The 20,789-nt window shown below is 69.2% G+C and carries 21 protein-coding genes and 1 pseudogene; 16 read left to right on the top strand and 6 right to left on the bottom strand.

All coding sequences use genetic code 11. The features are described 5' to 3' along the window. The first annotated feature begins 86 nt into the window (after window positions 1-86). Both GT347_RS26970 and GT347_RS26965 read left to right on the top strand, forming a co-directional pair. A complete protein-coding gene (locus GT347_RS26970) occupies window positions 87-542 on the top strand; it encodes an ABC transporter substrate-binding protein (RefSeq protein ID WP_160555118.1) in 456 nt (151 codons plus the stop codon). 46 nt (window positions 543-588) lie between these two features. Continuing rightward, on the top strand, window positions 589-1,278 hold the full coding sequence (locus tag GT347_RS26965; RefSeq protein WP_160555117.1) for a Bax inhibitor-1 family protein: 690 nt from the start codon (window positions 589-591) through the stop codon (window positions 1,276-1,278). 46 nt (window positions 1,279-1,324) lie between these two features. On the opposite strand, the gene GT347_RS26960 is transcribed toward GT347_RS26965, so the two are convergent. The 4 genes from GT347_RS26960 to GT347_RS26945 form a co-directional block, all read right to left on the bottom strand. Then, on the bottom strand, window positions 1,325-1,771 hold the full coding sequence (locus tag GT347_RS26960) for a zeta toxin family protein (RefSeq protein WP_160555116.1): 447 nt from the start codon (window positions 1,769-1,771) through the stop codon (window positions 1,325-1,327). Between the two features lie 36 nt (window positions 1,772-1,807). Then, window positions 1,808-2,011 (bottom strand): hypothetical protein, encoded by a 204-nt coding sequence (locus GT347_RS26955; protein ID WP_160555115.1) that lies wholly within the window; start codon window positions 2,009-2,011, stop codon window positions 1,808-1,810. A 90-nt stretch (window positions 2,012-2,101) separates the two neighbouring features. Next, entirely contained in the window at window positions 2,102-2,347 is a 246-nt protein-coding gene (locus tag GT347_RS26950) for a hypothetical protein (protein ID WP_160555114.1), read from the bottom strand. A 125-nt stretch (window positions 2,348-2,472) separates the two neighbouring features. Continuing rightward, window positions 2,473-3,279, bottom strand: coding sequence for a GntR family transcriptional regulator (locus tag GT347_RS26945; protein ID WP_160555113.1), 807 nt, complete (start codon window positions 3,277-3,279; stop codon window positions 2,473-2,475). Window positions 3,280-3,393: 114 nt separating this feature from the next. Between GT347_RS26945 and GT347_RS26940 the strand changes: the two genes are divergently transcribed. From GT347_RS26940 to GT347_RS26880, 13 genes and pseudogenes are all read left to right on the top strand, one after another. Then, a complete protein-coding gene (locus GT347_RS26940; protein WP_160555112.1) occupies window positions 3,394-4,296 on the top strand; it encodes an isocitrate lyase/PEP mutase family protein in 903 nt (300 codons plus the stop codon). Beyond that, window positions 4,293-5,702 (top strand): 3-isopropylmalate dehydratase large subunit, encoded by a 1,410-nt coding sequence (locus tag GT347_RS26935; protein ID WP_229722564.1) that lies wholly within the window; start codon window positions 4,293-4,295, stop codon window positions 5,700-5,702. Before GT347_RS26940 ends, GT347_RS26935 begins: the two co-directional genes overlap by 4 nt. 1 nt (window position 5,703) lies before the next feature. After that, the gene (gene leuD / locus GT347_RS26930; protein WP_160555110.1) at window positions 5,704-6,318 is read left to right on the top strand and encodes a 3-isopropylmalate dehydratase small subunit; all 615 of its coding nucleotides are present in this window, start codon (window positions 5,704-5,706) and stop codon (window positions 6,316-6,318) included. Between the two features lie 38 nt (window positions 6,319-6,356). Continuing rightward, complete coding sequence (locus GT347_RS26925) at window positions 6,357-7,556, top strand: 2-methylaconitate cis-trans isomerase PrpF family protein (RefSeq protein ID WP_160555109.1); 1,200 nt, start codon at window positions 6,357-6,359, stop codon at window positions 7,554-7,556. Window positions 7,557-7,563: 7 nt separating this feature from the next. Further along, a complete protein-coding gene (locus GT347_RS26920) occupies window positions 7,564-8,997 on the top strand; it encodes an MmgE/PrpD family protein (protein WP_160555108.1) in 1,434 nt (477 codons plus the stop codon). Next, window positions 8,994-9,977 (top strand): Bug family tripartite tricarboxylate transporter substrate binding protein, encoded by a 984-nt coding sequence (locus tag GT347_RS26915; protein WP_160555107.1) that lies wholly within the window; start codon window positions 8,994-8,996, stop codon window positions 9,975-9,977. The genes GT347_RS26920 and GT347_RS26915 overlap by 4 nt, the downstream gene beginning before the upstream one ends. Before the next feature lie 80 nt (window positions 9,978-10,057). Then, on the top strand, window positions 10,058-11,005 hold the full coding sequence (locus GT347_RS26910) for a Bug family tripartite tricarboxylate transporter substrate binding protein (RefSeq protein ID WP_160555539.1): 948 nt from the start codon (window positions 10,058-10,060) through the stop codon (window positions 11,003-11,005). Further along, complete coding sequence (locus tag GT347_RS26905; RefSeq protein WP_229722562.1) at window positions 11,002-11,964, top strand: tripartite tricarboxylate transporter substrate binding protein; 963 nt, start codon at window positions 11,002-11,004, stop codon at window positions 11,962-11,964. Before GT347_RS26910 ends, GT347_RS26905 begins: the two co-directional genes overlap by 4 nt. A 168-nt stretch (window positions 11,965-12,132) precedes the next feature. Next, on the top strand, window positions 12,133-13,443 hold the full coding sequence (glgC, locus tag GT347_RS26900) for a glucose-1-phosphate adenylyltransferase (RefSeq protein ID WP_160555105.1): 1,311 nt from the start codon (window positions 12,133-12,135) through the stop codon (window positions 13,441-13,443). A 331-nt stretch (window positions 13,444-13,774) separates the two neighbouring features. Continuing rightward, window positions 13,775-14,520: pseudogene (locus tag GT347_RS26895) on the top strand (gluconate 2-dehydrogenase subunit 3 family protein). Window positions 14,521-14,523: 3 nt separating this feature from the next. After that, a complete protein-coding gene (locus GT347_RS26890; RefSeq protein ID WP_160555104.1) occupies window positions 14,524-16,302 on the top strand; it encodes a GMC family oxidoreductase in 1,779 nt (592 codons plus the stop codon). 13 nt (window positions 16,303-16,315) lie between these two features. Further along, a complete protein-coding gene (locus GT347_RS26885; protein ID WP_160555103.1) occupies window positions 16,316-17,680 on the top strand; it encodes a c-type cytochrome in 1,365 nt (454 codons plus the stop codon). A 148-nt stretch (window positions 17,681-17,828) separates the two neighbouring features. Beyond that, complete coding sequence (locus GT347_RS26880; RefSeq protein WP_160555102.1) at window positions 17,829-18,671, top strand: dienelactone hydrolase family protein; 843 nt, start codon at window positions 17,829-17,831, stop codon at window positions 18,669-18,671. A gap of 22 nt (window positions 18,672-18,693) precedes the next feature. On the opposite strand, the gene GT347_RS26875 is transcribed toward GT347_RS26880, so the two are convergent. Next, on the bottom strand, window positions 18,694-19,335 hold the full coding sequence (locus tag GT347_RS26875; RefSeq protein WP_160555101.1) for a glutathione S-transferase family protein: 642 nt from the start codon (window positions 19,333-19,335) through the stop codon (window positions 18,694-18,696). A 92-nt stretch (window positions 19,336-19,427) separates the two neighbouring features. Here GT347_RS26875 and GT347_RS26870 point away from each other — a divergent pair, with 92 nt between their 5' ends. Beyond that, on the top strand, window positions 19,428-20,300 hold the full coding sequence (locus GT347_RS26870) for an MBL fold metallo-hydrolase (protein WP_195812376.1): 873 nt from the start codon (window positions 19,428-19,430) through the stop codon (window positions 20,298-20,300). On the opposite strand, the gene GT347_RS26865 is transcribed toward GT347_RS26870, so the two are convergent. Continuing rightward, window positions 20,297-20,770 carry a GNAT family N-acetyltransferase gene (locus GT347_RS26865; protein ID WP_160555100.1) on the bottom strand — a complete coding sequence of 158 codons (474 nt, stop codon included), beginning with the start codon at window positions 20,768-20,770 and terminating at the stop codon, window positions 20,297-20,299. The genes GT347_RS26870 and GT347_RS26865 overlap by 4 nt on opposite strands. Between the last annotated feature and the right edge of the window lie 19 nt (window positions 20,771-20,789).

Below are 20,789 nucleotides of genomic sequence, written 5' to 3'. Positions count from 1 at the left end.
CTTCTTTTTTCGATTCGTTTCCCGCCTTAAGTTCAGGTCTCGGCCGAAATACCGGCCGCGTTCCCCAACTCAAGGACAACTGCACCATGCGCACTTCTTTCTCCATTCGTTCCACCGCCGCCGCGGTGATGGCCGTGACCGTCGTGTCCCTGGCGCTGCCCTCGGTGGCGCATGCCAAGCGCATGGGCGGGGGCAAGTCGTCGACTTCGAGCTTCAGCCGGGCGCCCGCCAAGCCGGCTCCGGCCGCTGCACCGGCTCCGGCGGCGTCGGCTGCACCCGCTGCCGCGGCACCTGATGCCGCCGTACCCGCCGCGGCGGCACCGCGCCCCGGCATGGGCTCGACCCTCGGTGCCGCCGTCGTGGGCGGTGTCGTCGGCTCCATGGCCGGCAGCGCGCTGGCCGGCGGCATGTCTTCGGACAAGGAGGCCGCCAACGCCAGGCAGGCCGAAGCCGCGGCGGCGGACAAGGAAGCCCAGGAACTGCAGCACAAGGCCGACGCGGCCAAGGCCAAGGCCGAAGCGGCCCGCGCCGCGGCCAAGTAAGAAAAAGCCGGCGGCCGGATTCGAACGAACCCAAACAGGTGACCCCATGAACGAGAACATTCAGACCTACGACGGCGGCTCGTCCGCCGCCGTCAGCGCCGGGCGCAACGAAGTCCTGCGCAATACCTACTGGCTGCTGGCCCTGTCCATGGTGCCGACCGTGCTGGGCGCCTGGGTGGGCGTGGCCACCGGCATGGCCGCCGCCCTGTCGCCCGGCATCGGCCTGCTGCTGTTCCTGGGCGGCGCATTCGGCTTCATGTTCGCCATCGAGAAGACCAAGCACTCGGCGGCCGGCGTGTTCGTGCTGCTGGCCTTCACCTTCTTCATGGGGCTGATGCTTTCGCGCCTGGTCGGCAGCGTGCTGGGGCAGAGCAACGGTGCGGCCCTCGTCATGACGGCTTTCGCCGGCACCGGCGCGATCTTCCTGGGCATGGCCGGCCTGTCGTCCCTCATCAAGCGCGACCTGTCGGCCATGGGCAAGTGGCTCTTCATCGGGGCGCTGATGATCTTGGTGGCGGGCATCGCCAACGTCTTCCTACAGTCGGGCGCGCTGATGATCACCATCGCGGTGCTGACGATCGGCGTCTTCTCGGCCTTCATCCTGCATGACCTCAAGCGGGTGAAGGATGGGCTGGAAACCAACTACATCACGGCGACGCTGGGCGTTTACCTCAGCCTGTTCAACGTCTTCCAGGCGCTGCTGGCCCTGCTGGGCATCGGCGGGCGGGAGGAGTGACGCCGTTCGAAACCAGTGGCGTCCTTGGCCTCGGCCTCTGTGTGCATCACGCCTGAAAAGCCTGCCACAGCGCCGAGCCGGTGAACCAGGCCGGTAGCGTGTCGCTGTGCAAGGTCAGTTCATCGCCGTCCGTGACTTCCGCGAGCATCTGATGCGCCTGGCCGGAATTGTCGAAAACATAAGCGCGGTTAGCGGCCTCACAGGCCTGCAGCAGCAGGGCGATCGAGCGTTCATAGCGCTGCCGCACCGTGGCCGGGTCCACAGGGTGGCCGCCCAGCGCCACCCGCTGGTCGACCCGGTCGATGTTGATATCCGCGTCACCGGTCGCGATGAAATACAGGTAGGTTCGGTAGCCACGGCGTTGCGCTTCGCGCATGAAATCCACCTTGCTGCCATGCGACATCACCGTCTCAAAGGTGAAGTCTCGCCCCGAGGCCAGCAATTCTTGGCGCAGGAAATCGCAGATCGTGGCGGCCAGGTAGGAGTCGACCACGGCTACGGGGATGTGGATCCGGCTTTGCTGCAGGATCTAACCGGCGATGACGCCCTGCACCTGCCGCGGCGTGATCCGCCTGGACTGTTGCAGCGACATACGCAGATCCTCGAATCTCGTTTCGGCGTCCTCTTGCAGCTGGTAGGCCGCGAGGTCGAAAAATCCATTGTTGCGCAGGGAAAGTTCGAGATCGTCGGCGTTGACATAGACACCTATCCACTCCGGCGGCAAAACAGCCACCAGCGTGCTTTTGCCTGAACCATTGGGCCCTGCGAATACACGTAGTCGAGGCACGATCGCGTGGTCTCGAAGGCTGGCGGAACCAATGCTTCAGCGGCGCTTATGCAGGGTCAGTCCGGCGCGGACCTGCTGGGCAGGAGCCATTGGGCGCAGCACCGCCACGGAACCATCGCGCGATTCGCGCACGAGCTCGTCACCTCGCGCCCGCAGCACGAAGCCGCGCACCGCCAAGCCCTGGTCATGAGCGCGCTGGCCTGCGTTGCGCGCATAGGTGCGCAACGCATCGCGCGTCAAGGCGCTGTCGGCATCGTCGTCAAGGAGAGGGGTGGTGCTCATGGGATGTCCAGGTTGGGGTCGATTGTGCACCTGGTGGCTTGCTGCCGCGATGCCGGCTGGGTTTCGGCGGCCTGCCAGCAACGACATCCGACGCGGTCGCCAAGATCCGATCATCGCCCTGGCAATCACATGTCGCCAGCACCCGCCGCGTCATGGGTAATCTGCCCGGCCCCCAGGGTGTTGACGCTCTCGTTGGACACATCCATCAGGATCCGGCTGCGTTCCGGCGTGACGGAAATCGTGAGGTGCTGCACCGGCTGGCGGTCGGCTCCATAGAGCAACCGGGTCATGCGCAGCAGCGGCGAGCCGACGGCCACGGCCAGCAGCCTGGCGTAATGCGGATCGGCCGACAAGGCGGTGATCTCCTGCACCACCCGGCCGAAGCGCACGCCCTGCGCCATGAGGATTTCATAGAGCCCCTGCCTGCGTAGCGCCGCGCGGGTGATGCCCTTGCCCAGGTGCTCGGGCACCCAGGCATCCGTCACCATCAGGGGGCGGCCGCCCGCCGAGCGAAGGCGCACGGCATGGATCGCCGCCTCGCCCACGGCCAACTGCAGCTGCAGGGCGACGACGGCCGGCGCCGGGCCGGTCAGCAGCTCCAGCACCTGCACCTCGGTGTTCTGCGCCTGCTTGCGCAATGAATCGATGAACCCCAGGGTCGCCGCCGGCCTTTGCGCGGGCAGCTCGTGGCGCACGAAGGTGCCGTGGCCATGGCGTTTCTCCAGCAGGCCCTCGGCCTCCAGGTCGGCCACCGCGCGCCGCACCGTGATGCGCGAGACGCCGAACAGCTCGCACAGCCGCGCCTCGTTGGGAATGGCGGCGCCCGGCGGATAGAGGCCGCGCAGGATCTGGTCGCGCAGCACCACGAACAACTGGTGGTGCAGGGGCAGGCCGGTCTTGCGTGGCAGCGGCGGTGCGGCGGTTGGCTTCATGTGTCAAGTGTATCGACCCTATGACATCATTTATTTAGGACGTTATAGACTTAGTACGTCTTTGATTCGCTGCCGCCGCAGCCCTGCCCTGTTTTGCCGTCGAGGTATCCGCCCATGTCGCCTGCCACCCCTTCTTCACCCCGTCGCCAGCTGCGTGCCCTGCTGGCCGCGCCCGGCCTGGTCGCCGCACCGGGCGGATACGACGGCATCACCGCCCGCACCATCGAGCAGGCGGGCTTCGCCTGCGCCTACATGACGGGGGCCGGTGTGTCCGCCTCGCGCGGCTTTCCGGATTTCGGCCTGCTCACCCTGACCGAGATGGCGCAGGCGGCGGCTGTCATGGCGCAGTCGGTGGGCATTCCGGTGATCGCCGATGCCGACACCGGCTACGGCAACGAGCTCAATGTCACCCGCACCATCCGCGAGTACGAACGCGCCGGGCTCGCCGGCTGCCATATCGAGGACCAGGTCGCGCCCAAGCGCTGCGGCCACCTCGACGGCAAGGAAGTCGTCTCGCGCGAGGACTTCATCGCCAAGATCCGCGCGGCGGTGGCGGCACGGGTGGATCCGGACTTCCTCATCATCGCCCGCACCGACGCACGCGCCGTCATCGGTTTCGACGAAGCCATCGCCCGCGCCAACGCCGCACTGGCCGCCGGTGCCGACATGGCCTTCGTCGAGGCCGCGCAGGATATGCAGGAACTCGCCCTCATCCCCCAGCGGGTCCACGGCCCCTGCCTGCTCAACATCGTGCGCGGCGGCAAGACACCCGATGTGGGCCTGGACGCGGCCCAGGCCATGGGCTACCGGCTGGCCATCCTGCCCAGCCTGCTGATCGGCGCGGTGGTCGGCGCCTGCGACGAAGCCCTGCACGGCCTGCGCGAGACCCGCAAGCCTCCGGTGTCGGCCCAGTCGGTGCCGGTGGCCGAGCGTTTCCGGCGCTGGGGCGCTGACGAATGGAATGCCATGCGCACCCGTTTCCGCGACGCACCGCAGGCGGAGGCCAAGACATCGTGAGCACGCCTGCCACCACCCTGTTCGACAAGCTCTGGCAGGCCCATGTGATCGAAGAGCTCGGCGATGGCTGGGCACTGCTGCACATCGACCGGCAACTGCTGCACGACATGTCCGGCTCGCGCAGCCTGGGCCAGCTGGAGGAACGCCAGCTGCCGGTGGCCCGGCCCGAACTGGCTTTCGCCACGCCGGACCACATGGTGTCCACCGCGCCCGGCCGCACCGGCACCACCTTCGCCGGCGGCGCGCAACTGTGGTCGCGTCTGAAGGACGGGTCGCGGTCGCGCGGCATCCGGTTCTTCGATCTGGGCCAGCCGGGCCACGGCATCGTGCATGTGATGGGTCCGGAGATGGGCATCGTGCTGCCCGGCACCACCGTGATCTGCGGCGACAGCCATACCTGCACCGACGGCGCACTGGGCGCCATGGCCTTCGGCGTCGGCTCCTCCGAGCTGATGCACGCCCTGGCCACCCAGACGCTGATGCAGCGCAAGCCGCGCAGCATGCGCATCCGCTTCGAGGGTCTACTGCCCGATCGGGTGGCCGCCAAGGACGTGATCCTGCATGCCATCTCCCGGCTGGGCGCGGCCGCCGGCACCGGCCATGCGGTGGAATATGCCGGCCCGGCGATCGAGGCCATGTCGGTGGAGGAGCGCATGACGGTCTGCAACCTGTCCATCGAGATGGGCGCCAAGGTCGGTTTGGTGGCGCCGGACGACAAGGTCTTCGACTACCTCGCCGGCCGGCCCTTCGCGCCACGGGGCGCGCTGTTCGACCAGGCCGTGGCCCATTGGCGCGGCCTGCGTTCGGACCCGGGCGCGGCCTTCGACCGGGAGGAAAACATCGACATCTCCGCGCTCGAACCCCAGCTCACCTGGGGCACCAGCCCCGAGCAGGGCACCGGCATCGCCGGCTGGGTGCCGCTGGACAACGATGCGCCCGACGAAGCCCGGCGCGATGCCTGGCGGGAGGCGCGCCAGTACATGGGCCTGGCGGCCGGCAGCGCGCTGCGCGGCCAGCGTATCGACCGGGTCTTCATCGGCTCCTGCACCAACTCGCGGATCTCCGACCTGCGTGCCGCCACGGACTTGCTGCGCCCCGGCCTGCGGGTGGCGCCGCATGTCACCGCCTGGGTGGTGCCGGGCTCCGAGAACGTGCGCCGCCAGGCGGAGCGGGAAGGCCTGCACCAACGCTTCATCGAGGCCGGCTTCGACTGGCGCGAGCCCGGCTGCAGCATGTGCGTGGCGGCCAACGGCGAGATCGCCGAGCCGGGCGAGCGGGTGGTGTCCACCTCCAACCGCAATTTCGTGGGCCGCCAGGGCAAGGGCGTGCGCACCCATCTGGCCAGTCCCGCGACAGCGGTGGCCAGCGCGCTGGCCGGCGCCATCGCCGATCCCCGGGAGCTGTGAGATGACCCCCTTCACCACCGTGACCGGCCCGGCCGCGCCGCTGATGCTGGACAACGTCGATACCGACACCGTGATCCGCATCGAGCGCCTGGCCGCCTTCGAGCGCGGCCAGCTCGGCCCCTATGCGATGGAGGCCCTGCGCCTGCGCCCCGACGGCAGCGAGGACCCCGGCTGCGTGCTCAACCAGCCGGCCTTCCGCGGCGCGCCCATCCTGCTGGCCGGCCGCAACTTTGGCTGCGGCTCCTCGCGCGAGGGCGCCGTCTGGGCGCTGGCCGGCAGCGGCGTGCGCTGCGTCATCGCCGAGAGCTTCGGCGACATCTTCTTCAACAACTGCTTCCAGAACGGCATGCTGCCGGTGGCCTTGCCGCGCGATGCCCTGGATGCGCTGGCGGCGCTGGCGGCCGATGGATCGGCCGTCGGCGTGGACCTGCAGCGCAACGAAGTCGTGTTTCCCGGCGGCCGGGTGCAGGGCTTCGCCATCGACCCGATGAAACGCGCCGCCCTGCTCGACGGCCTGGACGACGTGAGCCGCACCTTGCAGCGCCGCGACACCATCCTCGCCTGGCAGGCCGCCGACCGCCTCGCCCGGCCCTGGGTGTGGGAGCCGGTGGCCTGAGCCCGCCGCCGACCGATTGAGACCACGGAGACAGACACATGCAGACCGAAACCGACCACGAACAGATCGCCCTGCCCTGCACCCTGATGCGCGGCGGCACCAGCAAGGGCCTGTATTTCAGCGCCGCCGACCTTCCGCCGCCCGGCCCGCGCCGCGATGCCATGCTCAAGGCCGCGCTCGGCAGCCAGGACCTGTTGCAGATCGACGGCCTGGGCGGCTCCCGCCTGGTGACCGCCAAGCTCGCCATCGTGGCGCCGTCGCAGCGGCCCGATGCCGACGTCGACTACACCTACGGCATCGTGCCGCCCGGCCGCGGGCTGGTGGTCTACACCAGCAACTGCGGCAACATCTCGGCGGGCGTGGGGCCCTTCGCCATCGATTCCGGCATGGTGGCGGCGCAGGGTCCGGTGACCCAGGTACGCATCTTCAACACCAACACCGGCAAGCTGCTGATCGCCCATGTGCCGGTGCAGCACGGCCGGGTCAAGGTCAGCGGCGATTTCGCGATCCCCGGCGTGCCGGGCACCGGCGCCGAGATCTTCATGGACTACCGCGCCACCACCGGCGCCAAGACCGGCAAGGTGATGCCGACCGGCCATGCGATCGACACCATCGCCCTGGAAGACGGCCGGCGCATCGAGGCCAGCATCGGCGACGTGGCCAACCCCTGCGTCTTCGTGCGTGCCGCGGATGTGGGCTGCACCGGTCCCGCCCTGCCCCTGCCCGTCGCCATCGACGCGGACGAAACCCTCATCGCCACGCTGAAGGAACTGCGTGGCAAAGCCGCCGCGCTGATCGGCCTGGCCAGCGACTGGCGCGCCGCCGAGACCGAGTCGCCCGCCCTGCCCCTGGTGGTGCTGGTGGCCCCGCCACGGGACTACACCGACAGCCAGGGCCGGCCCGTGGCGGCGGCGGAGATGGACCTGCAGGCGCGCTTCATCTTCTACAACAAGTGCCACGAAAGCATGGCCGGCACCGGCTCCATGTGCATCGCCGCCATGTCCTGCATACCCGGCACCCTGGTGCGGGAAGCGGCCGCCGGCGCGCGGCCCGGGAGCCTGCGCATCGGCCATCCGCTGGGCGCGATGACGGTGGTGTGCGAGGCCGAGGCCGGCGCTGCGCCGCAAGCTGCCAGCTTCAAGCGGCTGGGCTTCGGCCGCACCGCGCGCCGGCTGATGCAGGGCATCGCCTACCTGCCGCGCGATGCGGTCGAAACCGAAGCCGCCATGGCTGCCTGAGGCCGGCATGAACGCACCCGACCCCCATCTGGCGCCTGCCAGCGCCGCTCAGCTGATCGCCGCTTTCGCCTGCGACTTCGACGCCGGGCGGCTGAACGAAAACGAGCGGAGCCTCTGCGCCCGCTCGCTGGCCGACAGCTTCGGCGTGGCGCTCGGCGGCCGGCACGAACATGCCGCGCTGGCCGCGCTCGACTACCTGCGCGCCGCCGGCCTGCTGCTGCCGCCCACATCGCCCCCGCCCGCCGCCAGCCTCTGGGGCCGCACGGAACGCGCCGCGCCGGAAATCGCCGCCTGGTGGAACGGCATCGCCGGCCATGTGCTGGACTACGACGATGTCACCCCGCCGCTGCGCGGCCATCCCAGCATCGTGCTCTGGCCGGCCCTGCTGGCGCTGGCCGAATCGCGCGGGCTGCCGGCCGCGCGACTGGCGCCGGCCTTCGCCGTGGGCATGGAGGTGATCTGCAAGCTCGCGCGCGGCATCGCGGTGGAGCACTACGCCCGTGGCTGGCATTCCACCGCCAGCATCGGCGCGCTGGGTGCGGCGGTGGCTTGCGGCCATCTGCTGGGTCTGGATGCCGTGCGTATCGGCCACGCCATCGGCCTGGCCGTGGCCCAGGCGGCCGGCACGCGGGAGAACGTAGGCACCGAAGCCAAGAGTTTCCAGGCCGGCCATGCCAACGCCGCCGGGGTGCGTGCCGCCTGCCTGGCGGAAGCCGGCTTCGAGGCGGGCCCGCATGCGCTGGACGGCCCCCATGGCTACGTGGCGCTGTACGCCCACGGCGAAGACGCCGCGGGGATGCTGGCGGACATCGGCTGCGCGCCCCTCGAACTCAGCCGCGCCGGCCTGGACGTGAAGCAATATCCCATGTGCTACGCCACCCACCGCGCGCTCGACGGCCTGCTGGCATTGCGCGAGCAGCATGGCATCGGGCTGGCCGAGGTGGCCTGGATGCAGGTGCGCACCAGCCGCGGCGCACTGGTGCCGCTGGTGCATCCGCATCCGCGCAGCGGCCTGGAGGGCAAGTTCAGCATGCAGTACGCCATGGCCGCGGGCCTGGCCGACGGCGCGGTGCGCCTCACCAGCTTCACCGACGCGGCCGTGCAGCGCCCCGAGGTGCAGGCCTTCTTCTCCCGAGTCGAAACCGACGAGGCGCCAGGCCCGGTATCGCCGCGATGGGCCGAACTCGAACTGCGCCTGCACGACGGCCGCACCCTGCGGATCCGGGTGGACACCCTGCACGGTTCCTCGCAGAAACCCGCCAGCGACAGCGAACTGGCCGCCAAGCTCGACGACTGCCTGCGCTGGGGACGCTGCGCCGGCTCGGGCCAGGCGCTGCTGCGGCGCTGCCTCCAACTGAGCGACCACGCAGGCGATGGCGGCGACGCCGCCGCGCTGGTCCATGAACTTCAGCAACTGGCCATCAGCGGAGACACACCATGAGATTTCCCCAAGCGATCAGGCGCCGCCTGCTGCCAGTGCTCGCGGCGGCAATGGCGGCGTCCCTGCTCTGCCCCGCCGCCCAGGCGGGCGCCTTCCCGGAACGCCCGCTCAAGCTGCTGGTCGGCTTCACCGCCGGCGGCGGCGCCGACGGCGTGGCCCGGGTGCTGGCCGAGGCCATGGGCCGCAGCCTGGGCCAGCCGGTGGTGGTGGAGAACCGCGCCGGCGCGGGTACCACCCTGGCCGCGAGCCTGCTCGCCCGGTCGGCGCCCGACGGCTACACCCTGATGCTGCTGACCTCCACCAACACCATCTCGCCGGCGATGTACAAGCAGCTGTCGTACAAGCCGGCCACCGACTTCCAGATGGTCGGCATGGTGGCGCGCGGCCCGATGCTGATCGCGGTGCCCAAGACTTCCGGCATCACCAGCCTGGCGCAGCTCATCGAGGCGGCGCGCAAGGAGCCCGGCAAACTCAACTACGGCGCGGGCGGCATCGGCACCACGCCGCATCTCGCCGCCCTGGTGCTGCAGCGCGATGCCGGCATCCGGCTGACCCACATCCCCTACAAGGGCGGCAGCGAGACCGCCGCGGCCCTGATGGGTGGCCAGCTCGACATCCAGTTCGGCACGCCGCCCTCGGTCGCGCCGATCGCCGCCAGGGCCAACCTGCTTGCGGTGACCACGGCCTCGCGCACCGGGCTGGCCCAAGGCGTGCCGGCCGCCTCGGAGACCGTCAAGGGCTACGAAGTCGTCAGCTGGTACGGCCTGGGCGGGCCGGCCGGCCTGCCCGCCGAAGTGACCGCGCGGCTGTCCGAGGCGCTGCGCGGCGCCCTGGCGGACGAGCGCCTGAAACAGCAGCTGCGCACCCTGGGACTCGAAGCCGATCCGGCCTCGCCCGCGACGGCGCAGCAGTTCTATCTCGCCGAACTCAAGCGCTGGCAAGAGGTGGTGCGCAGCGAGAACCTGCAGCCCGAGAACTGAAACGCCCCTAAGAACATGACACGAGACAAGCCCCTCCTCCCCGCCGCCGCCTGCTGTTGCAGCTCGCCTCCGCCAGCGCCATGACCAGCCTGCTGGCGCGGCGCCCGGCCCTGGCCCAGCCGGATTCCGCCTACCCGCAACGCCAGATCCGCATCGTCGTCGGCTACCCGCCGGGGCAGACGGTGGACGTGACGGCCCGCGCCTTCGCCGCCGCCCTGCAGCAGTCGCTGGGCCAGGCCGTCTTCGTCGATAACAAGCCCGGCGCCAACGGCATCCTGGGCGCGCAGACCGTGAAGGCGGCCGAGGCAGACGGCTACACCCTGCTGTTCGGCACCTCGGGCCAGATGGCGATCAACCCCGCGCTCTATGCCCGGCTGCCCTACGACACGCTGAAGGACTTCACCCCCATCGGCATGGGCGCGACCGGACGCTCCTACCTGGTGGTCAACAATGCCCTGCCGGTGAAGTCCCTGGCCGAACTGGTGGCCTACAGCAAGGCGCACCCGGGCAAGCTCAGCTACGGATCCGGCGGCGCGGGCATCACCGCCCACCTGGCCATGGAAATCCTCAAGTCGGACACCGGCATGGACGCCCTGCATGTGCCCTACAAGGGCTCGCCCGCCGCCGTCACCGGCCTGCTGGCGGGCGATGTGCAGGCCATGTTCGACGCCGGCGCGGTGCTGATGCCGCTCATCAGGAGCGGCAAGGTGCGTGTGCTGGCGGTCTCCAGCAAGGAGCGTTTCTCCGGCCTGCCTGAAGTGCCGACGGTGGCCGAGCAGGGCTTTGCCGGCTTCGAGGTGGCCGCCTGGACCGCGATGTTCGCGCCGGCCGCCACGCCGCCCGCCATCGTCGAGAAGCTCAACGCCGCAATGCAGGCCGCCACCCGGCAGGACGCGCTGATGGCGCCGATCCGCGCCGGCGGCAGCGAGCCGCAACGCCTGTCGGTGGCGCAGATGCGCCAGTTCATGCCGTCCGAGATCGCCAAATGGGGCCGCGCGGCGGCTGCCGCTGGAGTGAAACCCGAATGAAGACCGCTCTGTTGCTGATTCCCGCCCTGCTGGCCCTGCCATCGGCCCACGCCCAGCAGGCCGCGCAAGGCTGGAAGCCCTCCCGCCCCGTGACCATCGTGGTGCCTTATGCGCCCGGCGGCGGCACCGATGCCACCGCGCGGGCGGTTGCGCGGCGGCTCTCCGAAGCCTGGGGCCAGCCGGTGCTGGTGGAGAACATCGGCGGTGCCGACGGCCTGATCGGCACCCGCCGTGTGATGGATGCCCGCCCCGATGGCCAGACCCTGCTGCTGCAGGTTCCCTCGCTGCTGCTCATGAAATACCAGAGCAGCCTCAAGGGCGTGAACCCGGTGGCGCGGCTGGAGCCGGTGTCGGCGCTGTCGATGTCGCCGACGGCCGTGGTCGTGACCGGCAAGCTGCCGATCCACAGCCTGGCCGAACTCGCCGCCTACTGCCGCAAGCCGGGCGCCGCCTGCTCGGCGGGCTCCGGCGAGAACAGCTCCAAGCTGCGCGCCCGCCTGTTCGCCGACTCTTATGGCCTGCACGACCTGGCCATCGTCAACTACAAGGGCACCAGCCCGATCATCAGCGACCTGGTCTCCGGCAACCTCACCATGGCCTTCACCGGCCTGACGGCTGCCCTGCCGCTGCACAAGAGCGGGCAGCTGCGCATCGTGGCGACCAACGGCGACCAGCGCGCCGCCGCCCTGCCCGATGTGCCGACCAGCACCGAAGCCGGCTGGGCCCATGCCTATTCGGTGACCTGGTACGGCCTGTTCGCACCCAAGGGCACGCCGCAGCGCATCACCTCCGCCCTGGCCCAGGCGGTGAAGGAAAGCGGCAGGTTCGAGGACGTGCAGGACGCCATCGCGCTGGCGGGCGGCGAGCCGCGGTTCAGCACCCCGGCCGAATTCCTGGCCCAGATCGCGCGGGACGACGCCTTGCTGTCGGCCCGCGCCGCGAAGTACCCGCTGGATTGATCCGCTCCGGCGGGGCCATGCCCCGCCAGGCCGCGCTCGCCGCGGCCCCTGTTCCATCCCGATACACACAGCCCCCCAGCCCGGATAAAGTGAATCCGCTGGGGCGGCTGACCAAGCCCCCCTTCCGCGGCCGCCAGGCCCGTCATAAAAAAGGAAGACCGGAGGCACATGAACGATCCCGCACCCCAGCGCCCCCTGCAGGCGCACCAGCTCGTACGCCGCACCATCGCACTGGTGCTGGCCGGCGGCCGCGGCTCACGGCTCAAGCAGCTCACCGACCGCCGCGCCAAGCCGGCGGTGTACTTCGGCGGCAAGTTCCGCATCATCGACTTCGCGCTGTCCAACTGCCTGAACTCGGGCATCCGGCGCATGGCCGTCGTCACCCAGTACAAGTCGCACTCGCTGATGCGCCACCTGCAGCGCGGCTGGAGCTTCCTGCGCGCCGAACTCAACGAGATGGTGGATGTGCTGCCGGCCCAGCAGCGGGTGGACGAGGGCCACTGGTACCGCGGCACGGCGGATGCCGTCTACCAGAACCTCGACATCATCCAGACCCGCTCCACCAAACACGACTACGTGGTGGTGCTGGCCGGGGACCACATCTACAAGATGGACTACTCGATCATGGTCAAGGACCATGCAGAACACGGCCTGGGCTGCACCGTGGGCTGCATCGAGGTGCCGCGCATGGAGGCGACCGCCTTCGGTGTCATGGCGGCCGGCCCGGACCGCCGCATCACCGACTTCCTGGAGAAACCGGCCGACCCGCCCGCCATGCCCGGCCATCCGGACCTGGCGCTGGCCAGCATGGGCATCTATGTCTTCGACTCGAAATACCTCTACCAGCTGCTGGAGGAAGACGCCCAGGATCCGGACTCCTCGCACGACTTCGGCAAGGACATCATCCCCCGCGCCGTGAAGGAAGGCCGGGCGCTGGCCCACCCCTTCAGCCTGTCCTGCGTGACGCGCGGCGCCCGCGGCCCGGACGCCGCCACCTACTGGCGAGACGTCGGCACCATCGACGCCTTCTGGGCCGCCAACCTCGACCTGGCATCCCTCAGCCCGGAACTCGACATCTACGACACCGACTGGCCGATCTGGACCTACCAACGCCAGCTGCCGCCCGCCAAGTTCGTGGTGGACCGCGACGGCAACAACGGCACCACGGTCAACACCATCGTCTCGGGCGGCTGCATCGTGTCGGGCTCGACGGTGCGGGACTCGGTGCTCTTCTCCGGCGTGCGTATCCATTCCTTCTGCCAGATCGTGCAGGCGGTGCTGCTGCCGGACGTGGAGGTCGGCCGCGGCGCCCGGCTGTCCAGGGTGGTGGTCGACCGGGCCTGCGTGATCCCGGAGGGCCTGGTGGTGGGCGAGGACGCGGCGCTGGACAGCGAGCGTTTCGAGCGCACCGACAGCGGCGTCGTGTTGATCACCCGCGAGATGCTGGCCCGGCTGGCGGGCGGCGCGAGCACCGGATAGCCGGGGTATACCCGATGATTCTTCTCGGCCAAGCAGCGGATGTCAGCGGTAACTTTGCGTGAGTCCGTATCATCGCGACCCTAATCAGAGTTCGGCCAGTGTGGGTGCGCTTGGGTTGTGGTGTTGAGTAAGTCGGCGGAGCCGGACCGGTCCTTGCGGACTTGAGACGCTCCGGTGCGCACCTGGCGAAGGCATCGGGCCTGCATTGGCAGGCCTGCGAGAACGGGGCTTGTCCCTGTTCCTTCAGACTTCGAACGGTCGCCGTCCGCGCGCCGGTATCGCGACCCATGGGTCACCTCCTTGTCGATCCGACACAACAAGGAGTGCCCCCATGAATGACTCTCTCGACCAGCGGCGTGGATTCCTGCGCCGTGTCATCGCCGTCGTCCCCGCGACCGGCATCGCCGCCGGCACGGCGGTCTCGCAGGTCGCCTGCAGCGACACCAAGGCCCCGGCGGCCGCGGCATCGGCCGCTTCGCACGAAGCGGGTTCGGGCAAGTATTCCCCAGCTACCTCAACGACGGCGAGTGGGCCTTCGTCAATGCCGTGGTGGACCACCTCATCCCCGCCGACGACCTCGGCCCGGGTGCGCTGGAAGCCGGTGTGCCGGAATTCATCGACCGCCAGCTCGAAACCCCCTGGGGCTACGGCCGCCTCTGGTACATGCAGGGCCCGTTCCAGCCGGATGCCGTCCCGGAAATGGGCTACCAGAACAACATGACGCCGCGCGACATCTTCCGCCACGGCATCGCCGACTGCGACGCCTGGTGCCGGCAGAACCGCGGCGGCAAGACCTTCGCCACCCTGGACAAGGCGCAGCAGGAAGAGGTGCTGCACCTGATGGACGACAAGAAGATCGACCTGCCCAACGTGCCGACCAAGCTGTTCTTCACCTATCTGCTGACCGGCACCCGCCAGGGCTTCTTCGCCGACCCGATCTACGGCGGCAACAAGGGCATGGTCGGCTGGAAGCTGATCGGTTTTCCGGGCGCCCGCGCCGACTTCATGGACTGGATCGACCAGCCGAACAAGCCCTATCCCTTCGGGCCTGTTTCCATCAACGGGGCGAGGGCTTAAGACATGGCGATCAAGAAAGACAAAGTGGACGTGGTGCTGGTCGGCTTCGGCTGGACCGGCGCGATCATGGCGCAGGAACTCACCGCCGAAGGCCTGCAGGTGCTGGCGCTGGAGCGCGGTCCCATGCAGGACACGCCGACCGACGCCCAGTACCCCAAGGTGATCGACGAGCTGGCCTACTCGATCCGCGGCAAGCTGTTCCAGGACCTGTCGTCCGAGACCGTGACCATCCGCCACAAGCCCGATGACACCGCGCTGCCCTACCGCCAGCACGGCTCCTTCCTGCTGGGCAACGGCGTCGGCGGCGCCGGCTTCCACTGGAACGGCATGACCTACCGCAACCTGCCCGAAGAGCTGCGCGTGTACAGCCGCACCGTCGAGCGTTACGGCAAGAAGTTCATTCCAGAAGGCATGACGCCGCAGGACCACGGCGTCACCTACGACGAGCTGGAGCCCTACTACTCGCAGTTCGAATACGTGGCCGGCGTGTCCGGCACCGCGGGCGTGCTCAACGGTGTCAAGCAGCCGGGCGGCAACCCCCTGGAAGGCAATCGCACGAAGCCCTTTCCCACGCCCGCGCTGAAGAACCACTACGGCGCGAGCCTGGTGGAGACCGCCGCCAAGGCCGCCGGCTTCAACCCCTACCCGCTGCCGGCCGCCAACGCCTCGGAGCCCTTCACCAACAGCTACGGCGTGCGCCTGGGGCCCTGCAACTTCTGCGGCTTCTGCGAAAACTACGGCTGCTACATGTACTCGAAGGCTTCGCCGCAGACGACGATCCTGCCGGTGCTCATGAAGAAGCCCAACTTCGAGCTGCGCACCCGCTCGCATGTGCTCAAGGTCCTGATGGACAAGGACAACAAGATGGCCACCGGCGTGCTGTACATCGACTCGCAAGGCCGCGAGTGCGAGCAGCCGGCCGACATGGTCATCCTGTGCGCCTTCCAGATGCACAACGTGCGCCTGATGCTGCTGTCGGGCATCGGCAAGCCCTACGACCCGAAGACCGGCGAAGGCGTGGTCGGCAAGAACTACGCCTACCAGATGAACGGCGGCGTGAGCGTGCTGATGCCCAAGGGCACCTACCTCAACCCCTTCATCGGCGCGGGCGCGGCCGGCGTCTCGATGGACGACTACAACGCCGACCAGTTCGACCACGGCCCGCTGGGCTTCATCGGCGGCGCGGTGATCCGCCACGCGCGCACCGGCGGGCGCCCGATCGGCCAGGCCGCCGCCAAGCCCGGCACCCCCACCTGGGGCAGCGGCTGGAAGGCCGGCGTGCAGGAGGGCTACCAGCGCATCCTGAACATCGGCATGTCCGGCTCGGTGATGCCCTACCAGGACACCTACCTCGACCTGGATCCCACCTACAAGGACTCCTTCGGCCAGCCCCTGCTGCGCATGACCTTCGACTGGCACGACAACGAGTTCAACATGATCAAGTACGTCAGCGAGCAGGTCGAACGCATCGCCAAGGAAATGAAGCCGGACAAATACTGGGTGGGCATCCGCAAGAAGGGCTCGCACTACGACACGCGCCCCTACCAGAGCACCCACACCACCGGCGGCACCATCATGGGCGAGAACCCCAAGACCAGCGTCGTCAACCGCTACCTGCAGTGCTGGGACGTGCCCAATGTGTTCGTCCAGGGTGCCAGCGTGTTCCCGCAGAACATGGGTTACAACCCGACCGGCCTGGTCGGCGCGCTGGCCTACTGGTCGCTCAACGCCATCAAGACCCAGTACCTGAAGAACCCGGGCAAGCCCCTGGTGCAGGCTTGAGGAGGCAGTGGACATGCGCAAGTTCCTGACCATCTCCGCTTCCCTGCTGGCCCTGGCACTGGCCGGCGCCTGGGGCATCTCGACCGCCACCCAGGCGCCCGCCAGGGACCTGACCATCGGCGACCCGCCGGTGCCGGTGGCCGAAGCCCCCGGCGTCGATTCCAAGGACCCGCTGGTGCTGCGCGGGCAGTACCTGGCCCGCGCCGGCGACTGCATCGCCTGCCACACGGCCGCGGGCGGCAAGCCCTTCGCCGGCGGCCTGCCGATGGCCTCGCCCATCGGCACCATCTACAGCACCAACATCACGCCGGACAAGCAGAGCGGCATCGGCAGCTACACGCTGCAAGACTTCGACAATGCCGTGCGCCACGGCATCGCCAAGGAAGGCCACACGCTGTACCCGGCCATGCCCTACACCTCGTATGCCTACGTCAAGCCCGACGATGTGAAGGCGCTCTATGCGTACTTCATGCAGGGCGTCGCGCCGGTGGCGCAGGCCAACCGCGGCACGGACATCAGCTGGCCGCTGTCCATGCGCTGGCCGCTGTCCTTCTGGCGCCGCATGTTCGCCCCCACCCCGGTGGCGGACAACACGCCGGTGGACCAGGGCGACAAGATCGCCGTGGGCCGGTACCTGGTCACCGGCCTCGGCCATTGCAGCACCTGCCACACCCCGCGTGGCGTCGCCCTGCAGGAGAAGGCCGGCACCGATGCGGACGGCCCGGCCTTCCTCTCCGGCGCGGTGCTGGAAGGCTGGCTGGCGCGCAACCTGCGCGGCGACAAGGCCGACGGCCTGGGCGCCTGGAGCGAGCAGGACATCGTCGAGCTGCTCAAGACCGGCCGCAACGCCCATGGCGCCGCGGTGGGTTCCATGTCCGACGTGGTGCAGCACAGCACGCAGTACATGAGCGACCGCGACCTGCAGGCCATGGCCGCCTATCTGAAGACTCTGCCGCCGCTCAAGCCCGATGCCGCGGCCCAGGCCTATGTGGACACCGATGCCAAGGCCATGTTCGAAGGCACGACCAAGGACGTGGGCGCCCTGCTCTTCGTGGACAACTGCGCGGCCTGCCACCGCACCTCCGGCAAGGGCTACGAGGGCGTGTTCCCCGCGCTGGCGCAGAACCCCACGCTGAGCACCCAGGACCCCAGCTCGGTGGTGCACATCATCCTCCAGGGTGCGGAGATGCCGAGCACGCAGACGGCGCCCACGCATTTCGCCATGCCCGGCTTCGCCGACCGCCTGACGGATACCGAAGTGGCCCAGGTGGCCAGCTTCGTGCGCAAGACCTGGGGCAACCAGGGCCCGGCGGTCAGCGCCGAGCAGGTGCGCGACATGCGCAAGGAAATCAAAGCCGCGGCGGCTCCGGTTCGCTGAAAGCCTTCGCCCACGGGAAAGCCGGCCGGATACGCATCCGGCCGGCTTTTTTTTGGGCGCCTTGCATGCCTGCTTGATCGCCCCTGCGACTTGTGGCACAAGCGCACGTCCCCCTTTTAGTTCGATGTGATCCAACCAGGAACCCAACATGTGCGATCTGCATGACCAGGAAGAGCTGAAGAAGTACAAGCGCCGCGACTTCGCCGTGTGGGCCGCGTCCGCCGGCATGCTGGCTGCGCTGCCCGCGGTGGCCAACGCCGTGGCGGTGGCCGAGCGCGATGTGAGCATCGCCACCGCCGACGGCAGCTGCGACGCCTATTTCGTCGCGCCCACATCCGGCCCCGCGCCCGGCGTGCTGATCTGGCCCGACGTGTTCGGCCTTCGCCCGGCCTTCCGGCAGATGGCCCGCCGCCTGGCCGAATCGGGCTACAGCGTGCTGGTGGTGAACCCCTTCTACCGGCAGATGAAGGCGCCCACGGCGGCGCAGGGCGGCAAGACACCCATCGCCGAAGTGATGCCGCTGATGCAGGCGCTGACGCCGGCCATGCACCTGAGCGACGGCAAGTCCTTCGTGGCCTGGCTCGATGCCCAGCCCGAAGTGGACAAGAAACGCAAGCTCGGCACCACCGGCTACTGCATGGGCGGCCCGATCGCGGTTCGTACCGCCACGGTCGCGCCCGGCCGCGTGGGCGCCGTCGCCACCTTCCACGGCGCCGCCATGGTCACCCCGGCACCCGACAGCCCGCACCGCCTGGTCGCCCAGACCCAGGCCCGCTACCTGATCGCAGTCGCCGAGAACGACGACAAGAAGGACCCGGAAGCCAAGCTCGCCCTGCGCGCCGCCTTCGACGGCGCCAAGCTGCAGTCCGAGGTGGAGGTGTACCCGGCCGCCCATGGCTGGTGCCCGCCCGACACCCAGGTCTACGACGCCGCCCAGTCCGAACGCGCCTGGTCGCGCCTGCTGGACACCTTCGGCAAGGCGCTGGCCTGACGGCCCGGGGCCGGGTACCGGCTCAATCGAGCAGCAAGGGCATCCCCGGATCGCCCTTGGCCATCGCGCGGCGGTAGCTGTCCAGCCGGCCGATCCGCTGCAGGTAGGTCAGCACTTGCGGATAGGGACTCAGGTCCAGCGGGCAGAAATAGCGCATGGTGGTGAGCGAGAACACCGTCATGATGTCCGCGGCCGTCAGCGCCTGCCCGGCGAGGAAAGGCAGCTCGCCCAGGCGCTGGTCCATCAGGCGCAGGGCCCGGTCCAGCCGGCCGCGGGTCGAGGCGAGCACGGCGTTGTCGGCTGGCAGGTCCAACCGGCCCAGCACCATGTTGCGGCCCATGAGGGCCTGCAGATTGCCGTTGGCGAAGTGGAACCAGTAGAGGTAGTCGGCGAAGCCCGGATGCTCCGGTGCCGGCGCCAGGCGGCCCTGTCCATAACGGCCCAGGATGTACTGCACGATGGCCCCGGACTCGGCGAGCAGGATGGCGCCATCGACGATCACCGGCGCCGCGCCCAGCGGATGCAGGGCCTGCAGGGCGGGCGGCGACAGCTGCGTCACCGCATCCCGCGTGTGGTGCACCAGTTCATAGGGCAGCGCCAGTTCCTCCAGCAGCCAGACGATGCGTTCGGATTGGGACTTGCCCAGGTGGTGGAGTGTCAGCATGGGTGAAAAGAGGCGTGCCGCCCCGCGTCAGGAAACGAGCCCGCCAGCATAGGGTCATTCTTTAAAATTCAGGCAGAGCCCGGGAGTTCATCGTGCACCTGCATGTCCAGACCTTCTTCGATGCCGCCACCTCCACCTGTTCGCACGTGATCGACGACGGCGCCGGCAGCTGCGCCATCGTCGATCCGGTGCTGGGCTTCGACCTGCGCTCCGGCCGCACCGACGCCGCTCCCGCGCAGGCCATCGTGGACCATGTGCGGCAGCACTCGCTGCAAGTTGTCTGGCTGCTGGAGACCCATGCCCATGCCGACCACCTCTCTGCCGCGCCCTGGCTGCAGCAGCGGCTGGGCGGCCGGCTCGGCATAGGCGCGGGCATCACCGAGGTGCAGCAAAGGTTTCGGGGCGTCTTCAACGCGATCGACATGCCGGTGGACGGCTCGCAGTTCGACCACCTCTTCCAGCCGGGCGAACGCCTGGCCATCGGCCGCCTGCAGGCCACGGCGCTGCATGTGCCCGGACACACACCAGCCGACATGGCCTATCGCATCCACGCCTGGGACGGCGGCGCCGACGCGGTGTTCGTCGGCGACACCCTGTTCATGCCCGATGTGGGCACCGCCCGCTGCGATTTTCCCGGCGGCGATGCCGGTGCGCTCTTCGCCTCCATCCGGCAGCTGCTGGCCCTGCCGGCCGGGACCGAGCTGTACGTGTGCCACGACTATCCGCCGCCCGGCCGCGCCCCGCGCTGCCATTGCACGGTGGCCGAGCAGCGCGCCGCCAACATCCATGTGCGCGATGGCGTGGCCGAAGCCGATTTCGTGGCGCTGCGCAGGCAGCGCGATGCGGGCCTGGCGCTGCCGGCACTGATGCTGCCGGCGGTGCAGGTCAACATGCGCGGCGGCCACCTGCCGCCGCCCGACACCAACGGCAGCACCTACCTGCGCATACCGATCGACCTGTTCTAGACCGCGGCCGGATTCGACAGGTGCAGCGTCATGAAGACGCTGTGGGGGTCCTCGGCGTAATCGCCGAAGGGCCCGCAGCGCACGAAACCGGACCGTTCGTAGAGCCGGTGCGCCGGCAGGAAGGCGTCGGCCGTGCCGGTTTCCAGGCTCAGGCGGTCGTAGCCCCTGGCCCGGGCCACTTCGACGATGTGCGCGAGGATGGCCTTGCCGGCGCCCCGGCCCCGCAGTGCCTGAGGCGTGCGCATGGACTTGATCTCGCCGTGCCGGCCGTCGAGTTCCTTCAGGGCGCCGCAGCCCATCAGTCGATCGTCCTGCCAGGCGCTCCAGAAGCTGATCCCGGGCTGGCGGAGTTTCTCCAGGTCCAGGGCATGAACACTCTCGGCGGGCGAGAGTTCATGCATGTTCTGAAGATGCTCCTGAAGCAGCGCGTGAATCGCGGGACGGCTGAGGTCGTCGATCTCGATTTTCATGGTCTTGATCAGCGATTCA

This window comes from Xylophilus rhododendri, from assembly GCF_009906855.1.
Taxonomy (GTDB): Bacteria; Pseudomonadota; Gammaproteobacteria; order Burkholderiales; family Burkholderiaceae_C; genus Xylophilus; species Xylophilus rhododendri.
Note: the sequence above shows the minus strand (reverse complement) of the source record. Positions and strands in the feature narration are given on the sequence as shown.

Excerpts from the sequence above, each read along its gene's own strand:
- GT347_RS26970 (WP_160555118.1), top strand. The coding sequence starts at position 87 with ATGCGCACTTCTTTCTCCATTCGTTCCACCGCCGCCGCGGTGATGGCC.
- GT347_RS26965 (WP_160555117.1), top strand. The coding sequence starts at position 589 with ATGAACGAGAACATTCAGACCTACGACGGCGGCTCGTCCGCCGCCGTC.
- GT347_RS26950 (WP_160555114.1), bottom strand. The coding sequence starts at position 2,347 with ATGAGCACCACCCCTCTCCTTGACGACGATGCCGACAGCGCCTTGACG.
- GT347_RS26945 (WP_160555113.1), bottom strand. The coding sequence starts at position 3,279 with ATGAAGCCAACCGCCGCACCGCCGCTGCCACGCAAGACCGGCCTGCCC.
- GT347_RS26940 (WP_160555112.1), top strand. The coding sequence starts at position 3,394 with ATGTCGCCTGCCACCCCTTCTTCACCCCGTCGCCAGCTGCGTGCCCTG.
- leuD (WP_160555110.1), top strand. The coding sequence starts at position 5,704 with ATGACCCCCTTCACCACCGTGACCGGCCCGGCCGCGCCGCTGATGCTG.
- GT347_RS26925 (WP_160555109.1), top strand. The coding sequence starts at position 6,357 with ATGCAGACCGAAACCGACCACGAACAGATCGCCCTGCCCTGCACCCTG.
- GT347_RS26920 (WP_160555108.1), top strand. The coding sequence starts at position 7,564 with ATGAACGCACCCGACCCCCATCTGGCGCCTGCCAGCGCCGCTCAGCTG.
- GT347_RS26915 (WP_160555107.1), top strand. The coding sequence starts at position 8,994 with ATGAGATTTCCCCAAGCGATCAGGCGCCGCCTGCTGCCAGTGCTCGCG.
- GT347_RS26910 (WP_160555539.1), top strand. The coding sequence starts at position 10,058 with ATGACCAGCCTGCTGGCGCGGCGCCCGGCCCTGGCCCAGCCGGATTCC.
- GT347_RS26905 (WP_229722562.1), top strand. The coding sequence starts at position 11,002 with ATGAAGACCGCTCTGTTGCTGATTCCCGCCCTGCTGGCCCTGCCATCG.
- glgC (WP_160555105.1), top strand. The coding sequence starts at position 12,133 with ATGAACGATCCCGCACCCCAGCGCCCCCTGCAGGCGCACCAGCTCGTA.
- GT347_RS26890 (WP_160555104.1), top strand. The coding sequence starts at position 14,524 with ATGGCGATCAAGAAAGACAAAGTGGACGTGGTGCTGGTCGGCTTCGGC.
- GT347_RS26885 (WP_160555103.1), top strand. The coding sequence starts at position 16,316 with ATGCGCAAGTTCCTGACCATCTCCGCTTCCCTGCTGGCCCTGGCACTG.
- GT347_RS26880 (WP_160555102.1), top strand. The coding sequence starts at position 17,829 with ATGTGCGATCTGCATGACCAGGAAGAGCTGAAGAAGTACAAGCGCCGC.
- GT347_RS26875 (WP_160555101.1), bottom strand. The coding sequence starts at position 19,335 with ATGCTGACACTCCACCACCTGGGCAAGTCCCAATCCGAACGCATCGTC.
- GT347_RS26865 (WP_160555100.1), bottom strand. The coding sequence starts at position 20,770 with ATGAAAATCGAGATCGACGACCTCAGCCGTCCCGCGATTCACGCGCTG.